Raw genomic sequence first — 17,061 nt, 5'->3', positions numbered from 1 at the left:
AGCGTACGCCGAGTGCGCTACGCCGAGTACCGCGCGGAGCGAAGCGGGAGAACGGGCAGTGGGCGGATGGGTCGGCTTCGCCGACGGGGAACCGCGCGAGGTCGGCTGAGGGTCAGGGCCGTGCCGGGCCCGGTGCCCGGGTGCGCTCGCCCAGGTAGGTGTCCACCGTCTGCAGGGAGCCGCCGGGGAGGCTGGGTTCCCCCGCCCACCAGTGGATGGCCTCGATCTCCTCGTTCGGCGCGAACGGCTGCGGTGCCGTCGTCTGCGCCTCGTACACCGCCCCGTACGCCATGGGACGGTCACCGAAGGCGGTCTTGGCGAAGCCCGTGAAACGCAGTGCCTCGGGCGCGATCAGCTGGCCCGCCTCCTCACGCAGCTCGCGGGCCGCCGCCACGCGCGGGGTCTCGCCCGGGTCGATGCCGCCGCCCGGCAGCTCCCACGTCCGGCGCTTGCGTTCCAGGACCAGCAGCAGCCGTTGCCCGTGCCACAGCGCCACCAGGCTGTACGTGATCGGCGCGTCGTCGAACGTGGTCTCCTCCGGCACCTGTTCGAGCGCGAGCAGCCGTACGTCCAGGGGGCCGGTCGCCAGGGGCTCGGGCAGGGTCTCGCGCTGATCCTCCGTCATGCCGCCGACCCTACTGCGGCGCTCTGACAACGGCGGAGCCCTCGTGCGGACGCCGGGCCCCACAGGGGGGCGCGGGTCAGGGGACGGGCCCGGACCGCGGGGGAGCGACGGCCGGCGGGTACGGCGCAGCCGGAGTTCGTCGCCCCCGCGCCGCGGCCCTCACAGGGCCGGCACCTCGGCGATGCCCGGGAAGTCCTCCGGCTCCTCGGGCACCTCGGCCCAGATCGTCTTTCCGGTGCTGCTCTGCCGGCTGCCCCACCGCTGCGTGAGGTGGGCGACGATGAACAGCCCGCGGCCGTTCTCGTCGTACGCCCGCGCCCGGCGCAGATGGGGCGAGGTGCTGCTGCCGTCCGACACCTCGCAGATCACGCCGCGCTCGCGGATCACCCGCAGCTGGATGGGGCCGCCCGCGTGCCGTATGGCGTTGGTGACCAGCTCACTGACGACGAGTTCGGTGGTGAACACCGCGTTCTCCAGGCCCCAGCTGGTCAGCTGCCGGGCCGCCAGTTCGCGGGCCCGGCTCACGGCCGTGGGCTCGGCCGGCACCTCCCACGTGGAGACCTGGGCCGGGGAGAGGGCGCGGGTGCGGGCCAGCAGCAGCGCGATGTCGTCGGTGTGGTGTTGGTCCACCAGGGACTTCAGCACCATGTCGCAGGTCGCCTCCAGCGAGGCGGCGGGCCGGGCCAGCAGCCCGCTCAGCTCGGCCAGGCCCTGATCGAGATCCTGGCGGTACGACTCCAGCAGGCCGTCCGTGTACAGGGCCAGCACGCTGCCCTCGGGCAGCGTGATCTCCACCGACTCGAACGGCAGGCCGCCGAGACCGAGCGGCGGCCCGGCCGGCAGATCGATCATCTCCACCGTGCCATCGGGACGGACCAGGGCGGGGGCCGGGTGCCCCGCCCTGGCGAGGGCGCAGGTCCGCGACACCGGGTCGTACACCGCGTACAGGCAGGTGGCTCCGGTCTCCATGCTCTGCGCGCCGCCCGGTCCTCCCGGCTCCTCGGGCCAGTCCTGCGGCTGTTCGTTCTCGCCCCGCATCCGGATCACGACATCGTCGAGGTGGGTGAGCAGCTCGTCGGGCGGCAGATCGATGTCGGCCAGGGTCCGCACCGTGGCCCGCAGCCGCCCCATCGTGGCGGAGGCGTGCAGGCCGTGCCCCACCACATCGCCCACCACCAGGGCCACCCGTGCCCCGGACAGGGGGATGACGTCGTACCAGTCGCCGCCCACCCCCGCCGTCGAGTCGGCCGGCAGATAGCGGGAGGCCACTTCCACGGCGGCCAGGTCGGGCCGGCCGCGCGGCAGCAGACTGCGCTGGAGCGTCAGCGAGGTGGACCGCTCGTGCGTGTAGCGGCGCGCGTTGTCCAGGCATACGGCCGCCCGCGCGCCGATCTCCTGCGCGAGCAGCAGATCGGCCTGGTCGAAGCCCTCCGGACGGCGGTGCCGTACGAACATCGCCACGCCCAGCGTCGCGCCCCGGGCGCGCAGCGGCACCACCACGCCGGAGTGCACGCCGTACTCGCGCACCCGCTCCGCCCGCTCCGGATCCCTCGCGAACCAGTCGGCGACCGCCGCCGAGTCCAGCACCCGCGCCCGGTACTCCCCACTGGCCGCCACGGCGCGCCCGTGCGGCGATTCCGACGGGTACTCCAGCGACTCGCCGATGTCCAGCATGACCTCGGGGATGCCCTCCAGCACCGACCGCTGGGCCACCCGGCGCAGCGTGACCGGGCCGGGGAACCGCTGGGTGCGGGGCTCCTCGCCGCGCAGCACCGAGTCGTACAGATCCACCGTCACCAGATCCGCCAGCCGGGGGACCGCGACCTCGGTCAGCTCGTCGGCGGTGCGGCGCACGTCCAGGGTGCTGCCGATCCGGCTGCTGGCGTCGCTGAGCAGGGTCAGCCGTTCCGTGGCCACCGTCAGCCGGGTGACGCGCCGCTCGCGGTCCTCCCGGATGCGGGTGACCACCAGCGACAGCAGGCAGGCGAGCGCGACCGCGAGCAGCACGGTGATCCGGCCGCCGATGGACAGATCGGGGACGTGGAACCCGTACAGCGTGAAGGCGGCACCGAAGGTGACCACGGCGATGACCAGCGCCTGCCAGAAGACGAGCAGTCCGGCGGCGGCGAGCGGGGCGAGCAGCGAGAAGCTGGCCCAGCGGGCGAGGTGGCCGGAGGCCGTCTGGTACTGCACCACGGTGATGGCGGCGATGTAGACGAGCAGCAGGACCAGGACGGCGGCGCCCTGGAGGCGACGGAACGGGGATCGAAAGGAAGCCATGTGGTCACCCTCCGCATCCACCGTAGCGTGGATGCGGAATGCCGCACCTTCGGTGCGGGAGGACCGGAGTCCGCCGCCACGACCGGTGCCGCCGCGGGTGCGGCCGGATCAGGCGGTGGTGCGGGGCGGCGCGGTGGAGGCGCGGACCATGAGATCGGCCGGGAGCGTGGCCACGCGGCCGGCGGGGGCGTCCTCGCGGCCGAGCGCCAGCCGGCCGGCGCGCGCCCCTGCCTCGTGCAGCGGGATCCGTACGGTCGTCAGCGCGGGCGCGGCGTCGATCGCGAACGGGAGGTCGTCGAAGCCGGCCACCGAGATGTCCTCGGGGATGCGCAGTCCCCGGTCGCGCAGCGCCGCGCAGGCGCCCAGGGCGACGGTGTCGTTGGCGGCCACCACGGCGGTCAGCTCCGGCTCGCGGCGCAGCAGTTCCAGCGCGCCGTCGTAGCCGGAGGACCGGTCGTAGCCGCCGTGCACGGTGAGCCGTTCCGTGTCCTGCGGGCCTCCCGCGCCTGCCCCGGCCAGCGCGGCGCGGTGGCCCTCCAGCCGGTGCCGGGTGGTGGTGCGGGCGGCCGGCCCGGCGAGGTAGCCGATCCGGCGGTGGCCCAGGGAGAGCAGGTGCGCGGTGAGGCGGCGCGCGCCGCCGAAGTTGTCGAAGGTGAGCGCCACGGGGGAGGGGCCCCAGGACTCGTCCCGTTCCGGTTCCCGCGCGGTCTCCCGCTCCGTCTCCCGGGTCCCCGCCGGGCCCCCGTCGGCCGCCACCGGCCCGAGCGGCTGCCGGCCGCACAGCACCACCCGGGTGCCTCCGGCCTCCAGCCGCCGCAGCCGGGTGGCCAGGGCTGCCAGGTGCTCGGGGTCCTCGACCGTGCCGCCGGTGAGTACCACGGCCGCGGCGCGCTGGCGCAGCAGCAGGGTGAGGTAGGTGAGTTCGCGCTCGGGGGATCCGCCGGTGTTGCAGATGATCGCCATCTTCTGGCTGTGCGGGGCGTCGTGTTCCCCGTCCGGCCCGATCTGGGACTGGATCGCGGAGGCCATCACCCCGAAGAAGGGGTCGGCGATGTCGTTGACCAGTACCCCCACCAGGTCGGAGGTGGCGGCGGCGAGCGCGCTGGCGGGGCCGTTGACCACGTACTCCAGTTCGTCCACGGCGCGCAGCACCCGGGAGCGGGTGGAACCGGCCACCGGGTAGTTGCCGTTGAGCACCCGGGAGACCGTTGCCGCTGACACCCCCGCCCGCGCCGCCACATCCGCCAGCGTCACCGACATGCTCCGCCCCGCTTTCCGTGCTGCCACTTGTCCCATCCGCTGTGGGCAGGTTAGCGTCTCCCCTGATAGAAAGCGCTTACTAACGGTGCCGCCGCCGCGCTGCCACTCCGAGAGGGAATCCGGCCCATGACCGATACGCCGAACCGCAGGACCGTCCGCATCGCCATGAACGGCGTCACCGGGCGCATGGGATACCGCCAGCACCTGGTCCGTTCGATCCTCGCCCTGCGCGAACAGGGCGGCCTCCCGCTCGCCGACGGCACCGTGATCTGGCCCGAGCCGATCCTCGTCGGCCGCCGCGAGCACGCCCTCAAGGCGCTCGCCGACCAGCACGGCCTGGACGCCTCCCACATCTCCACCGACCTGGACTCCGTCCTGGCCGACGACAGCGTCGACATCTACTTCGACGCCCAGATCACGCTCGCCCGCGAGGAGGCCCTGAAGAAGGCCATCGCCGCCGGCAAGCACATCTACACCGAGAAGCCCACCGCCACCGGCCTGGACGGCGCCCTCGCGCTGGCCCGCCAGGCGCGCGACGCGGGCATCAAGCACGGCGTGGTCCAGGACAAGCTGTTCCTGCCCGGCCTGCTCAAGCTCAAGCGGCTCATCGACGGCGGCTTCTTCGGCGAGATCCTCTCGGTGCGCGGCGAGTTCGGCTACTGGGTCTTCGAGGGCGACTGGCAGCCCGCCCAGCGCCCGTCCTGGAACTACCGCTCCGAGGACGGCGGCGGCATCGTCGTCGACATGTTCCCGCACTGGGAGTACGTGCTGCACGAGCTGTTCGGCCGCGTCGAGACCGTCCAGGCGCTGACCGCCACCCACATCCCGCGCCGCTGGGACGAGAACGGCCAGGCGTACGAGGCCACCGCCGACGACTCCGCCTACGGCATCTTCCAGCTGGCCGGCGGCGCCGTCGCCCAGATCAACTCCTCCTGGTCGGTGCGCGTCAACCGTGACGAGCTGGTGGAGTTCCAGGTGGACGGCACGCACGGCTCCGCCGTCGCCGGGCTGCGCAACTGCCGTGTGCAGCACCGCTCCGCCACCCCCAAGCCGGTGTGGAACCCGGACCTGCCCGCCACCGAGACCTTCCGCGAGCAGTGGCAGGAGGTGCCGGACAACGCCGAGTTCGACAACGGGTTCAAGGCCCAGTGGGAGCTGTTCCTGCGCCACGTGGTGCTGGACGAGCCCTACAGCTGGGACCTGCTGGCCGGCGCGCGCGGTGTGCAGCTGGCCGAGCTGGGCCTGAAGTCCTCCGCCGAGGGCCGCCGCCTGGACGTTCCCGAGCTGAGCCTGTAAGGACGGGGAGACCGAACCGATGATCCGACTCCCCGACGCGACGGGCACCGTACGGGACTACACGCCCCGTACCGCCCCCGCTCTCCCCGCCGCCGGTGAGGGCCCGCTGACCTCCCGCATCGTCTTCTCGGCCGCGCATGTCGTGGCCGACCCGTTCGCGGACACCACCCCCGACGGCCCGGCCGTCGTGGACTGGGACGCCACCCTCGCCTTCCGCCGCCACCTGTGGTCGCACGGCCTCGGCGTGGCCGAGGCGATGGACACCGCGCAGCGCGGCATGGGCCTGGACTGGGCCGGTGCCGCCGAGCTGATCCGCCGCTCCGGCGCCGAGGCCAGGGCCGTGGGCGGCCGGATCGCCTGCGGCGTGGGCACCGACCAGCTGACTGGCGCGGGTCCGTACACGCTGGACCAGGTGCGCGCGGCCTACGAGGAACAGCTGGCCGTCGTGGAGGAGACCGGCGCGCAGGCCATCCTGATGGCCTCGCGCGCGCTGGCCGCCTCCGCCACCGGTCCGGACGACTATCTGAAGATCTATGGCGAGCTGCTGCGGCAGGCCGCCGAGCCGGTCGTCCTGCACTGGCTGGGCCCGATGTTCGATCCCGCGCTGACCGGTTACTGGGGCAGCGAGGACCTGGACGCGGCCACCGAGACCTTCCTGGAGATCATCGCCGACCACCCCGACAAGGTGGACGGCGTCAAGGTGTCGCTGCTGGACGCGGGCCGCGAGGTCGCGCTGCGCCGCCGCCTCCCCCGGGGCGTGCGCTGCTACACGGGCGACGACTTCCACTACCCCGAGCTGATCGCCGGCGACGAACAGGGCTTCTCCCACGCGCTGCTGGGCATCTTCGATCCGCTGGGCCCGGTGGCGGCGCAGGCCGTGCGCACCCTGGACACCGGCGACACGGCCGGTTTCCGGGCGCTGCTGGACCCGACCGTGGAGCTGTCCCGGCACCTGTTCCAGACCCCGACCCGCTACTACAAGACCGGCGTGGTCTTCCTGGCCTGGCTGTCGGGCCACCAGGAGCACTTCACCATGGTCGGCGGGCTCCAGTCGGCGCGCTCTCTGCCGCACTTCGCCCGCGCCTACGAACTGGCGGACGGCCTTGGCCTGTTCCCGGACCCGGCGCTCGCGCAGGCCCGGATGAAGTCCCTGCTGTCGGTCTACGGGGTGGAGCAGCCGTGAAGTTCTCGATCAACCAGATGACCGTCAAGCAGCTCAGCCTGCCCGAACTGGTCAAGGGCTGCACCGACCTGGGCATCGAGGGTGTGGGCCTGTGGCGTGAGCCGGTACAGGAGTACGGGGTGGCCGCCGCCGCGCGCCTGGTGCGCGACGCCGGGCTGACGGTCACCACGCTGTGCCGGGGCGGGTTCTTCACCGCCACCGACCGTGCCGAGCGGGCCGCCGCGCTGGACGACAACCGGCGGGCGATCGACGAGGCTGCCGAGCTGGGCACCGACACGGTGGTGCTGGTCTCCGGCGGGCTGCCGGCCGGCGACCGTGATCTGGTCGCGGCCCGCGAGCGGGTCGCCGACGCGCTCGCCGAGCTGGGCCCGTACGGGGCGGAGCGCGGTGTGCGGCTGGCCATCGAGCCGCTGCACCCGATGTACGCGGCGGACCGCTGCGTCGTCTCCACGCTGGACCAGGCGCTGGACCTCGCGGAGCGGTTCCCCGCCGAGCAGGTGGGCGTGGTCGTGGACACCTACCACCTGTGGTGGGACGACCGGATCGCGCAGGGCATCGCGCGGGCCGGGGCCGGTGGCCGCATCCACAGCTTCCAGCTGGCCGACTGGGTGACCCCGCTGCCGGCGGGTGTGCTCACCGGCCGGGGCCAGATCGGCGACGGTTCGGTGGACATGCGCTGGTTCGCGGACGAGGTCGGCAAGGCCGGCTACACCGGCTGGACCGAGGTCGAGCTGTTCAACGATGTCCTGTGGTCGCGGGACGGCCAGGTCGTGCTGGCCGAGACCCTCAACCGGGTGACGCAGCACCTCGGCTGAGGGCGGACCGCTGTGCGGTGGGGCCGGGCGGTTCCGCCCCGCCCCACCCGCGTGAACGCCGGCCGCTACCGTCCGGCGTACTCCCGCAGATGCCGTCCGGTCAGCGACGCCGGCTCCCCGTCGGCCGCCGCCACCAGCTCCGCCGGCGTTCCCGTGAACACCACCTGCCCGCCGTCCGAGCCCCCGCCCGGCCCCAGGTCGATGATCCAGTCCGCGTGCGCCATCACCGCCTGGTGGTGCTCGACGCACACCACGGTGTTCCCGTCGTCCACCAGCCGGTCCAGCAGCGCGAGCAGCTTGTCCACATCCGCCATGTGCAGCCCGGTCGTCGGCTCGTCCAGGACGTACACCGCCGACTTCTCCGCCATGTGGATCGCCAGCTTCAGCCGCTGCCGCTCCCCGCCCGACAGGGTGTTCAGCGGCTGCCCCAGCCGCAGATAGCCCAGCCCCACATCGGCCAGCCGGCCCAGCACGGCGTGCGCCTGCCCGCCGGGGAAGAAGGCGTACGCCTCGGCGACCGACATCCCGAGCACCTCGCTGATGTTCTTGCCGCGCAGCGTGTACGTGAGCACCTCGTCCGTGAACCGGCGCCCCTCGCACCGCTCGCACACCGACGCCACCCCGGCCATCATCGCGAGGTCGGTGTACACCAGCCCCAGACCGTTGCAGTTCGGGCAGGCGCCCTCCGAATTGGCACTGAAAAGCGCCGCCTTCACCCCGTTCGCCTTGGCGAAAGCGGTACGGATCGGGCCGAGCAGTCCGGTGTACGTGGCCGGGTTGGAGCGCCGCGAGCCCCGGATCGGCGACTGGTCGGCGACCGCCACCCCCTCCCGGCCCGACACGTACCCGTGGACCAGCGAGCTCTTCCCCGATCCGGCCACCCCCGTGACCACGGTCAGCACGCCCAGCGGCACATCCACGTCCACCCCGCGCAGATTGTGCCGGTCGGCGCCGCGCACCGCGATGTGCCCGCTCGGGGTGCGCACCCGCTCCTTGAGCGTGGTCCGGTGCTCCAGGTGCCGCCCGGTCAGCGTCCCCGAGGCCCGCAGCCCCGGCACGTCCCCGGTGTAGCAGATCTCGCCGCCGGCGGTGCCGGCGCCGGGGCCCAGGTCGATGATGTGGTCGGCGATGCGGATGACTTCTGGTTTGTGTTCGACGACCAGGACGGTGTTGCCCTTGTCGCGCAGCCGCAGCAGCAGGTCGTTCATGCGCTGGATGTCGTGCGGGTGCAGTCCGGTGGTGGGTTCGTCGAAGACGTAGGTGACATCGGTGATGCTCGATCCCAGATGCCGCACCATCTTCACGCGCTGCGCCTCGCCGCCCGACAGGGTGCCCGAGGGGCGGTCCAGCGAGAGGTAACCCAGGCCGATCTCCACGAGTGAGTCGAGCAGATGACGCAGGCTCTCCAGCAGCGGGGTGACGGAGGGGTCCCGCACGTCCCGCAGGAACGTGGCGAGTTCGCTGATCTGGGCGGAGGAGCAGTCGGCGATGTTCCAGCCGTTGATCCGGGCGCCCAGCGCGGCGGCGTTCAGCCGGGCACCGCCGCACTCGGGACACGGGGCGAACCGTACGGCCCGGTCCACGAACGCCCGCAGGTGCGGCTGCATCGCGTCGCGGTCCTTGGCCAGGATCACCCGCTGGACCTTCACCAGCAGGCCCTCGTAGGTGATGTTGTTGGTGCTGATCTTCACCTTGGTCGCGGGCTTGTGGAGGAAGTCCTCCCACTGCTGAGCGGTGAAGTCCTTGAGCGGGACGTCCGGGTCGTAGAACCCGGACAGCACCATCGTCTGCCAGTACCAGGAGTCGACGGTGAAGTTCGGGACGGTGATGGCGCCCTGGTTGAGGGAGAGTTCGCGGTTCACGAGCTGGTCGATGTCGATCTCGGAGACCTCGCCGAGCCCTTCGCAGCGCTGGCACATGCCCTCGGCGCTGTTGAAGCTGAAGGCGCTGGAGGTGCCCACGTACGGGATGCCGAGGCGGCTGTAGACGATCCGCAGCATGGTGTACGCGTCGGTGGCGGTGCCCACCGTGGAACGGGAGTTGGCGCCCATCCGCTCCTGGTCGACGACGATCGCGGCGGTGAGGTGGTGCAGCCCGTCGACGTCGGGGCGGCCCAGGCTCGGCATGTAGGACTGGACGAACGCCGTGTACGTCTCGCTGATCAGCCGTTGGGACTCGGCGGCGATGGTGCCGAAGACGAGTGAGGACTTCCCGGAGCCGGAGACGCCGGTGAAGACGGTCAGCCGGCGCTTGGGTATGTCGACGTCCACGCCGCGCAGATTGTTCTCCCGGGCGCCGCGGACCTGGATGACGTCATGGCTGTCCGCGGGCGTGGTGGCGTGGTGCATGGCGGGCGGTCTCCTCGGTGAGTGGGTGGTGCGGCGCGGGGACGGTGCGGGGGTGGGCGCGGGGGGACACAGCGGGCGTACAGCGTACTCTATACACAGTACAAAGTACGCTGTACGCAGTACGCGCGCGGGCGGGAGAAAATGACGGCCATGGACACCGACAGGGAGACCGACGCCGGCCGCGCCCTCCGGCTGCTGTGGCGCGAACCCGGCTCCGGGCCGGTCGGCCGCGGCCCACGCCCGGCACGCAGCGTCGACGGGGTGATCCGCGCCGCCATCGCCGTGGCCGACGCCGACCCGGGCGGCCTGGACGCCGTCACCATGCGCCGCGTCGCCCAGGAACTCGGTGTCACCCCCATGACGCTCTACACCTACATCCCGGGCAAGGCCGTCCTCCTCGACCTCATGCTCGACACCGTCTACCAGGACATGCCCCGCCCGCCGTGGCCGCCGGAGACCCCCTGGCGCGACCGGGTCACCGCGGTCGCCGACGCCAACCGTGACCTCTTCGAGCGCCACCCCTGGGTCGCCCGGCTCCCCACCAGCCGCCCGCCCCTGGGGCCCGGCGTGATCGCCAAGTACGAGCACGAACTGCGCGCCCTCGACGGTCTGGGGCTGGACGACCTCGACATGGACGCCGCGCTCACCCACCTCCTCGCCTTCGTCCAGGGCACCGCCCGCGCCGCCCTCGACCAGCGCGCCACCGAAGCGGGGAGCGCCCTCACCGACCAGCAGTGGTGGGAGGCCCACGCCCCCGTCCTGGCCAGGATCCACGACCCCGAACGCTTCCCGCTCGCTGGCCGGGTCGGCACGGCCGCAGGTCAGGCGTACCGCAGCGCGAACGCCCCCGACCACGGCTACAGCTTCGGCCTGGCCCGGGTCCTGGACGGCCTCGCCGCCCTGATCGACCGGCGCACGCCGTAACGCGCGCGGCGCACCCGCGCGTAACTCAGGCCCCTCCCACCCCAGGCGCCCCTGCGTGCCCCCTGCTCGACACCCGTCCCACCCGGCTTCACTGGGCCTCAACGCACCCGAGGAACAGAGGAGTTGACGGTGACAGCGGTCCCACAGGCACCCGCGCGGCCAGAACGGGGAACCGGACGGCGGCTGGGGGCACTGATCCGGCTCGGCAGGCCGAAGTTCCTCTTCCACAGCCTGCTGGTGCTGTGCGCCGGAACGGAACTCGCGGTGCACGCCGGGGCACGGTTCGACGCCGGCCTGTTCACCCTGGTGCTCGCCTTCGGCTGCGGCGCCCACCTCATGACGTACTACTGCAACGACTACTTCGACCTGGACGCCGACCGCGCCAACCCCGCCCCCACCGCCTGGTCCGGCGGCAGCCGCGTGCTCACCGAGCGGACCCTCGCCCCCACCACCGGGCTGGCCGCCGCGTTCGTGCTGCTGCTGGGCACGGTGTTCCTGCTCGCCCTGCTGCCCACCCCCGGCACCCGGCTGCTGGCGGTCGGCTTCCTGCTGCTCGCGTGGTTCTACACCGCGCCACCGTTCCGCCTCAACTACCGGGCCGGCGGCGAACTCGCCTGCGCGCTCTCGCTGCACGGGCTGCTGCCGCTGCTCGCCTGCCTCGCCCAGCTCGGGGGCGTCACCGCCCAGGCATGGGCCTGCGTCGCCGTCCTGGCGGCCCTGCAGTTCCTGCAACTGCTCGTGCTCAACCTGGCCGACCTGGACGGTGACCGCGCCGTCGGCAAACTCACCGTCACCGGACTGCTCGGCCCGCGCCGCACCGTCCGGCTCTACGCGGCCGGCCAGGCAGGGGTGTACGGCGCGGTCGCCGCGCTCGGCCTGTGCGGCCTGGTGACCCCGTGGGTGACCGTTCTGCTGCTCGCCACCGCCCCGCTGCCGTGGGCCGCCGCCCGCGCCATGGGCGCGGGTGACCTCGGCACCCGCACCACCTTCGCCGCCACCGCCCAACTGCCGCTCGCCTCCGCCGCCGTCGTCGCCGGGCTCACCCTGAGCGCCTGGCCACAGGAGTGGGACTGGTGGCCGGCGCTCAAGACGGCGGCGCTGGGCGCGTTCGCCCTGTGGTGGCTCGTCACCAGAGGCCAGGTGTCGGCACCGCGCGACTGAGATCGGCCGCGCGCGGCGCCTCCGTCCGGATCGCCCCGTGCACCCGGCCGCCCTCGCCGCCGATGGACCACGCGTCCCGGCCGGACCGTCGCGGCGGAATCCCCTCGCACCCCGGCAAGGGGACCCCCGGTGCTCCCCGGTGCCCCCCGGCGCCTCATGCGCCGCCGGGGGTGCCGTTCGCGGCGGGCGTGCGCACGGTGATCGCCGAGCCCGGATCCCCGTCCCACACCACGCTCAGCCCCCGCCGTTCCAGCCCGGCCACCACCTCCCGGCCGATGGCGGCCGTGGTCTGCGCCGAGCCGTCGAACCCGCCGTACAGCAGCGACGCCTCGCGGTACGGCTCGGAGGTGAGGAAGACGAACCCCCGGGCGTCCGGCGCGCCCGCCCCGCGGATCTCCGCGAGGCCGCAGGCGCGGCAGCAGGCGAAGTTCTCCCGCGCCGTGATGCCCGCCGCCTCCAGCTCGGCGAACGCCCGGGTCAGCGGCGGTGCCTGTGCGTCCTCCATCTCCCGCGAGTCCTCGCCGTCCGTCGCCTCCTGCGGGAACGTCAGCCGCTCCCACACCAGCCCGGCGTCCCAGCCCTCGCCCGACCGCGCCCAGCCCGTGAGCGCCTCGGCCACCGGACCGGGCGCGTCCACCGTCGTCGTGAAGTGCCGCTCCGGATCCCCGTCCCGGTGCTCCAGCGTGTACGCCCCGCCCTCCTCGTGCCACACCTGGACGTAGACATCCGGCACATCGGGAAGGCGCTCCACCACCACGAAGCGGTCTCCCGCGCCGCCGATCCGCCGCACCAGCGCGGCCAGCTCACCGGCCGTCAGCCGGTCCCGCGCCTGCCCGTCCTCGGTCCGCACCCTGATCCCCAGCATGCCGTCACCCTCGCACGCGTCACTGACAACGGCCGGGCGCGCGCCGTCAGCGCCACCGGCCCCGTACCGCGTACGCCACCGCCCCCGCCGTCAGCACCGCCGCCCCCGTCACCACCGAGGCCACCGGCAGCGCCGCCGCCAGCAGCGCGCAGCCCACGAAGCCGACCACCGGAATCAGCGGCACCGGCCGCCCCTCCGCCGGGCTCAGCGTCCACGCCGAGGCGTTGGCGACCGCGTAGTACACCAGCACCGCGAACGACGAGAACCCGATCACCCCCCGCACATCCGCCGTCGCCGCGACCACCGCCACCACGGCGCCGATCGCCAGCTCCGCCCGCTGCGGCACCGCGAACCGCGGGTGCACCGCCGCCAGCCCCGAGGGCAGATGCCGGTCCCGCGCCATCGCCAGCACCGTGCGCGAGACCCCGAGCAGCAGCGCCAGCAGCGAACCGAGCGCGGCCAGCACCGCACCCACCCGCACCACCGGCGCCAGCCAGCCGGACCCCGCCGCCCGCACCGCGTCCGCCAGCGGCGCGCCGGACGCGCCGAGACCACCCGCCCCCAGCGCCGTCAACACCGCCACCGCCACCAGCACGTACACCACCAGCGTGATCCCCAGCGCCACCGGGATCGCGCGCGGAATCGTCCGCGCCGGATCCCGCACCTCCTCCCCGAGCGTCGCGATGCGCGCGTACCCCGCGAACGCGAAGAACAGCAGCCCCGCCGCCTCCAGCACCCCGCCCCAGCCGACCGCCGCCGCGGGAACGCCGCCCGCCACGTCCGGACCGCGCCCCGGCACCAGACACGCCGTCACCACCGCCGCGAGCACCGCCAGCACCACGGCCACCACTACGCGGGTGACCAGCGCCGACTTCCGCACCCCGAGACAGTTGACGGCCGTCACCGCCACCACGGCCGCCACCGCCACCGCGTGCGCTTGTCCCGGCCACGCGTAGACACCCACCGTCAGGGCCATCGCCGCGCAGGACGCGGTCTTGCCGACCACGAATCCCCAGCCGGCCAGATAGCCCCAGAACGGTCCGAGCCGCTCGCGCCCGTAGACATACGTCCCCCCGGAGGCCGGGTACCTCGCCGCCAGCCGCGCCGACGACATCGCGTTGCAGTACGCGACGACGGCCGCCAGCCCAAGCCCCAGCAGCAGCCAGCCCCCGGCCGCACGGGCGGCCGGGGCGAGCGCCGCGAAGATCCCCGCCCCGATCATCGACCCGAGTCCGATCACGACGGCGTCGAACACTCCGAGCCGCCGCCGGAGCCCGGCGGCCGGGGAGGAGGACGGGGACGGGGACGGGCTCATGGCGGACCTTCCGGCCGGGGCGAGGGTTTCCGCAGAAGCTAACCGATCGGGAGGCCGGGGCCCGCCGCCCGAAGGGTGCAGGGCATGAACCTTTGCCAAAGCTCCGGTGGACCACCGGACACAGAGCACCGTCACCGCGCTGTCGGCGACCCTCCGGTGGCAGCCACCACCGGACGGCGGCGTTCGTGGTCGATGCGACGTGCGCCTTCACGGTCGCGGCCCGGCCGTTCCGCCGAGGCGCAGGGGGCCCTTCGGTCGAGGGCTACCGCTCCGTGTGGGCGGCGAGGTTCGCCAGCGAGGAGGCGAGGCCCTCGGCGTGATCCTCCGCCGTGATGCCGTCCGGGACATCGGTTGCCACGATGTCGACCCGTGTTCCCGCCGCGACCGCGCTGACCTGCCAGGTCATGGTCATGGTGCCCGCGTTGGCGGGATCGTCGGAGACGAAGTCCACCGCCTGCACCACCCGAACCCCGGGGACGATGTCGACGAACCGCGCCTCGACGATGTCGGAGTCCGCGGTCGCCTTGCCCGGCGCGCCGGACGCGTCGGCGTAGGTCAGCACCAGCCGGTACGACCCACCCGGCCGGGGGTCGAACCGCTCGAACCTGCCCGTCATCCCGGCCGGTGGGAGCCACACCGCGAGCGCCTCCGGGTCGACGAGGGCGTCCCAGACGCGATCGAGAGGGGCGGCGATGGTTCGTGACGCTGTGTCCGTGCGCGGCATGGCCGGACCCTAACACCCCGGTGTGACACCGCCCGGACCTGCGCTTCCGGCCCTACGCGGCCGTTCTCGTGCCGAGCGCCGAGCGTGGAATCAGAGCTACACCCTGCATGTGGCGAAGGTGGCCCCCGTTACCCGGTGACGGTCCAGGGCTAGGAGTCACCGTCGGTCGCGACGGTCACCCTGGACAGAACGGTGGTGAAGTTGCGCAGCATCTCGCCCTCGGCGGTGAACACCAACTCCGTGTGGCCGGGAGAGAAGTCGAGCCCGCGCTGGTGGGAGAGGAAGTCCGTCACCTGCGCGCACAGCGCCTCCGAGTCGACATCCCGGCCGTCGCTCAGCACGGCGATGAAGTACGGGGCACCCGAGTTGTCCAGGGTGACGTGAATGCGCGTCACCTTCTGCGCCAGTTCGTCGTCCCGGTACACGGACCGGTACTCCTCGGCCGTCGCCTGCGCGCGCTCACGCATGAGTGAGGCAACGGTCGGCCCCTGCTCCTGGTCACGTCCGGTCCGGTAACCGAGAACGGCGGCGAGGGCGATGAGACTGACCGCGATCAGAATCCCCACGCCGCCGAACATCGGCTTCAGTCGCTGATGCGCGCTACGGATGCGGTGAAGTGCGACCATGAGTCCGGACTTACGGTGAGGATGGGGCCAGTGAGGTTCTTGGAATCACGGATGTGCACGGTGTCGCCCGGGCAGCGGGCCACCTCGACGCAGGCGCCGCCCTCGGTGTTGCTGTAGCTGGACTTCTGCCAGGTGAAGGCCACCTCCAAGCAGTTGCCGCCCTCAGTGCCGCTGTAGCTGCTCTTGAACCAGGTCAGTGTGCTGTTCATGACTCTCCTAGCAACCGGTCCAACAGGCGCTTGCTCTCCTCCGGGTTGAGAGCCTGTGACCGCAGCATTGCATATTTCTGCGACAGGATGCTCACCTCATAGGGATCTTGGAAGAGATGGCTGCCGCGCTGTGTCTCGGTGTAGCCGAGGTGCTGGTGATCAGGTGTTTCCAGCAGAACGAACGGGCCATCCAGGCCCGCATGGTGCTCTCGGCCAAGCGGCATGATCTGGATCGCCACCCCGGGCAGATCAGCACACTCCCGCAAATGACGGATCAGGTCGCGGTATACCTCCTGGCCACCGATCCTGTCGCTCAGCACCGCTTCCGAGAGGATGAAGCTGGCGTACAGCGGATCCGTGTCACGGCGAAGTACTGCTTGCCGCTGCAGCCGGGCAGCGACCTTGGTCTCGATGTCCTCGTCGGTCAATGTGGGGAGGGCATTCTGGAAGACGGCCCTCGCGTAAGCCCCGGTCTGGAGCAGTCCGGGAACCACCTGGTTCTCGTACGTGGAAAGGGAGACGGCCTCCTGCTCGTGAGCCACGAACTCCAGGACCCAGATCGGAAACTTGGCCTCGTCCGGCAGGTTGTCCACCATCACCCAGAGCACCCCCTTGGTCTCCAGGACATCGTCCAGCCGCTCCGCCAGGTGCGGAAGAAGGGGCCTTCTTCCCTGTTCGATGGAGGCGATGGTTTCCTGGGCCACGCACGCAAGCTCCGCGAGGGCGCTCTGTGAGAGGCCGGCGTGCGTGCGGAGGCGGCTGAGGACGGCGCCGACCGTCTTCATCGTCGTGGTGTTCTTCTTGCGCTGACTGCTCCTCGGGGCCATGTGATCCCACTCCCCATCGGGTTCCGTACGTGACCGAAATCCGTCCGTACGCTCAAGCCGTACGGCTTCACGCACTGTTGGAGCTTATGCACGCAACGCCACCGTTGGGGGCGTGGACGAGGACTTTCATCAGATCTGTGTACGTGAGCGCTTCTTCCGGCGCGACAAGCGCAACGTCTTCGCGGCTCGTCGGTTTGTCCGAAAAGCATTGAGCGACTGGCGGATCGAGCGGCGGGCCGACGAGGTACTGGTGTGTGTGAGCGAGTTGGCGACGAACGCGATCACGCACGGCGTGCCGCCGGGCCGTGGCTTCTCCCTCCATCTCTGGCTCACCAACGACGCCGTCCTGCGCCTGGAGGTGCACGACAGCGGCGACGGGCGGCCACGGGTGCGCGACCTGGACGAGGGCGGGGAGACCGGACGCGGGCTGTGGCTGGTGGAGGCGCTGTCGGACTGCTGGGGTGTGGGGGCCCGGGACCCCGGCAAGGTGGTGTGGTGCGAGTTCGTCCTCGATCAGGACGCCGTGCGCGCGGCCCGGCTCGCCCCGCCCCCCGGCTGGCGCCTGGGCGGCGGCGAGCCGACGGTGCCGTGACCGGTGGTCCT

At 72.5% G+C, this 17,061-nt stretch carries 16 protein-coding genes; 6 read left to right on the top strand and 10 right to left on the bottom strand.

What is annotated here, in order from left to right; genetic code table 11:
* Positions 1–112: 112 nt before the first annotated feature.
* The 3 genes from H7827_RS08750 to H7827_RS08740 form a co-directional block, all read right to left on the bottom strand.
* Positions 113–625, bottom strand: coding sequence for an NUDIX hydrolase (locus H7827_RS08750; protein ID WP_432743950.1), 513 nt, complete (start codon positions 623–625; stop codon positions 113–115).
* Positions 626–784: 159 nt separating this feature from the next.
* The gene (locus tag H7827_RS08745) at positions 785–2,905 is read right to left on the bottom strand and encodes an ATP-binding SpoIIE family protein phosphatase (RefSeq protein WP_432743948.1); all 2,121 of its coding nucleotides are present in this window, start codon (positions 2,903–2,905) and stop codon (positions 785–787) included.
* Between the two features lie 108 nt (positions 2,906–3,013).
* The gene (locus tag H7827_RS08740; RefSeq protein WP_432743946.1) at positions 3,014–4,165 is read right to left on the bottom strand and encodes a LacI family DNA-binding transcriptional regulator; all 1,152 of its coding nucleotides are present in this window, start codon (positions 4,163–4,165) and stop codon (positions 3,014–3,016) included.
* Positions 4,166–4,291: 126 nt separating this feature from the next.
* On the opposite strand from H7827_RS08740, the gene H7827_RS08735 reads away from it, so the two are divergent.
* The 3 genes from H7827_RS08735 to H7827_RS08725 are packed head-to-tail and all read left to right on the top strand — an operon-like array spanning position 4,292 to position 7,459.
* A complete protein-coding gene (locus tag H7827_RS08735; protein ID WP_200364508.1) occupies positions 4,292–5,461 on the top strand; it encodes a Gfo/Idh/MocA family protein in 1,170 nt (389 codons plus the stop codon).
* Positions 5,462–5,480: 19 nt separating this feature from the next.
* On the top strand, positions 5,481–6,644 hold the full coding sequence (locus H7827_RS08730) for a dihydrodipicolinate synthase family protein (protein ID WP_432743944.1): 1,164 nt from the start codon (positions 5,481–5,483) through the stop codon (positions 6,642–6,644).
* A gap of 17 nt (positions 6,645–6,661) precedes the next feature.
* Positions 6,662–7,459, top strand: a complete 798-nt coding sequence (locus H7827_RS08725; protein WP_432747957.1) for a sugar phosphate isomerase/epimerase family protein — start codon at positions 6,662–6,664, stop codon at positions 7,457–7,459.
* A 65-nt stretch (positions 7,460–7,524) separates the two neighbouring features.
* Here the strand turns inward: H7827_RS08725 and H7827_RS08720 are convergent, their stop codons facing one another.
* Complete coding sequence (locus tag H7827_RS08720; RefSeq protein WP_432743942.1) at positions 7,525–9,807, bottom strand: ATP-binding cassette domain-containing protein; 2,283 nt, start codon at positions 9,805–9,807, stop codon at positions 7,525–7,527.
* Between the two features lie 150 nt (positions 9,808–9,957).
* Between H7827_RS08720 and H7827_RS08715 the strand changes: the two genes are divergently transcribed.
* Together H7827_RS08715 and H7827_RS08710 are read left to right on the top strand one after the other, a co-directional pair.
* Positions 9,958–10,731: a TetR/AcrR family transcriptional regulator gene (locus H7827_RS08715; RefSeq protein ID WP_432743940.1), complete on the top strand. Its 774-nt coding sequence runs from the start codon at positions 9,958–9,960 to the stop codon at positions 10,729–10,731.
* A gap of 129 nt (positions 10,732–10,860) precedes the next feature.
* Positions 10,861–11,892 carry a prenyltransferase gene (locus H7827_RS08710; protein WP_052385429.1) on the top strand — a complete coding sequence of 344 codons (1,032 nt, stop codon included), beginning with the start codon at positions 10,861–10,863 and terminating at the stop codon, positions 11,890–11,892.
* 154 nt (positions 11,893–12,046) lie between these two features.
* On the opposite strand, the gene H7827_RS08705 is transcribed toward H7827_RS08710, so the two are convergent.
* The 6 genes from H7827_RS08705 to H7827_RS08680 all read right to left on the bottom strand — a co-directional run bounded on the left by H7827_RS08705 (position 12,047) and on the right by H7827_RS08680 (position 16,458).
* On the bottom strand, positions 12,047–12,757 hold the full coding sequence (locus H7827_RS08705) for a DUF6891 domain-containing protein (RefSeq protein WP_432743938.1): 711 nt from the start codon (positions 12,755–12,757) through the stop codon (positions 12,047–12,049).
* 46 nt (positions 12,758–12,803) lie between these two features.
* Entirely contained in the window at positions 12,804–14,072 is a 1,269-nt protein-coding gene (locus H7827_RS08700) for an APC family permease (RefSeq protein ID WP_432743936.1), read from the bottom strand.
* A 262-nt stretch (positions 14,073–14,334) separates the two neighbouring features.
* Positions 14,335–14,796 carry an SRPBCC family protein gene (locus H7827_RS08695; protein ID WP_432743934.1) on the bottom strand — a complete coding sequence of 154 codons (462 nt, stop codon included), beginning with the start codon at positions 14,794–14,796 and terminating at the stop codon, positions 14,335–14,337.
* Between the two features lie 149 nt (positions 14,797–14,945).
* Positions 14,946–15,362, bottom strand: a complete 417-nt coding sequence (locus H7827_RS08690; RefSeq protein WP_432743932.1) for a hypothetical protein — start codon at positions 15,360–15,362, stop codon at positions 14,946–14,948.
* Between the two features lie 17 nt (positions 15,363–15,379).
* The gene (locus H7827_RS08685) at positions 15,380–15,631 is read right to left on the bottom strand and encodes a DUF397 domain-containing protein (RefSeq protein ID WP_390117153.1); all 252 of its coding nucleotides are present in this window, start codon (positions 15,629–15,631) and stop codon (positions 15,380–15,382) included.
* Positions 15,628–16,458 (bottom strand): helix-turn-helix domain-containing protein, encoded by an 831-nt coding sequence (locus H7827_RS08680; RefSeq protein WP_432743929.1) that lies wholly within the window; start codon positions 16,456–16,458, stop codon positions 15,628–15,630. The genes H7827_RS08685 and H7827_RS08680 overlap by 4 nt, the downstream gene beginning before the upstream one ends.
* A gap of 112 nt (positions 16,459–16,570) precedes the next feature.
* On the opposite strand from H7827_RS08680, the gene H7827_RS08675 reads away from it, so the two are divergent.
* Entirely contained in the window at positions 16,571–17,050 is a 480-nt protein-coding gene (locus H7827_RS08675; protein ID WP_432743927.1) for an ATP-binding protein, read from the top strand.
* The last annotated feature ends 11 nt before the right edge of the window (positions 17,051–17,061 follow it).

The organism is Streptomyces sp. JH002 (genome assembly GCF_050916115.1).
Taxonomy (GTDB): Bacteria; Actinomycetota; Actinomycetes; order Streptomycetales; family Streptomycetaceae; genus Streptomyces; species Streptomyces xiamenensis.
Note: the sequence above shows the minus strand (reverse complement) of the source record. Positions and strands in the feature narration are given on the sequence as shown.

What these genes read in the sequence shown, in the direction of transcription:
- H7827_RS08750 (WP_432743950.1), bottom strand. Translation starts at nt 625, where the DNA reads ATGACGGAGGATCAGCGCGAGACCCTGCCCGAGCCCCTGGCGACCGGC.
- H7827_RS08730 (WP_432743944.1), top strand. Translation starts at nt 5,481, where the DNA reads ATGATCCGACTCCCCGACGCGACGGGCACCGTACGGGACTACACGCCC.
- H7827_RS08685 (WP_390117153.1), bottom strand. Translation starts at nt 15,631, where the DNA reads ATGAACAGCACACTGACCTGGTTCAAGAGCAGCTACAGCGGCACTGAG.
- H7827_RS08680 (WP_432743929.1), bottom strand. Translation starts at nt 16,458, where the DNA reads ATGGCCCCGAGGAGCAGTCAGCGCAAGAAGAACACCACGACGATGAAG.
- H7827_RS08745 (WP_432743948.1), bottom strand. Translation starts at nt 2,905, where the DNA reads ATGGCTTCCTTTCGATCCCCGTTCCGTCGCCTCCAGGGCGCCGCCGTC.
- H7827_RS08740 (WP_432743946.1), bottom strand. Translation starts at nt 4,165, where the DNA reads ATGTCGGTGACGCTGGCGGATGTGGCGGCGCGGGCGGGGGTGTCAGCG.
- H7827_RS08735 (WP_200364508.1), top strand. Translation starts at nt 4,292, where the DNA reads ATGACCGATACGCCGAACCGCAGGACCGTCCGCATCGCCATGAACGGC.
- H7827_RS08720 (WP_432743942.1), bottom strand. Translation starts at nt 9,807, where the DNA reads ATGCACCACGCCACCACGCCCGCGGACAGCCATGACGTCATCCAGGTC.
- H7827_RS08705 (WP_432743938.1), bottom strand. Translation starts at nt 12,757, where the DNA reads ATGCTGGGGATCAGGGTGCGGACCGAGGACGGGCAGGCGCGGGACCGG.
- H7827_RS08715 (WP_432743940.1), top strand. Translation starts at nt 9,958, where the DNA reads ATGGACACCGACAGGGAGACCGACGCCGGCCGCGCCCTCCGGCTGCTG.
- H7827_RS08695 (WP_432743934.1), bottom strand. Translation starts at nt 14,796, where the DNA reads ATGCCGCGCACGGACACAGCGTCACGAACCATCGCCGCCCCTCTCGAT.
- H7827_RS08700 (WP_432743936.1), bottom strand. Translation starts at nt 14,072, where the DNA reads ATGAGCCCGTCCCCGTCCCCGTCCTCCTCCCCGGCCGCCGGGCTCCGG.
- H7827_RS08725 (WP_432747957.1), top strand. Translation starts at nt 6,662, where the DNA reads ATGACCGTCAAGCAGCTCAGCCTGCCCGAACTGGTCAAGGGCTGCACC.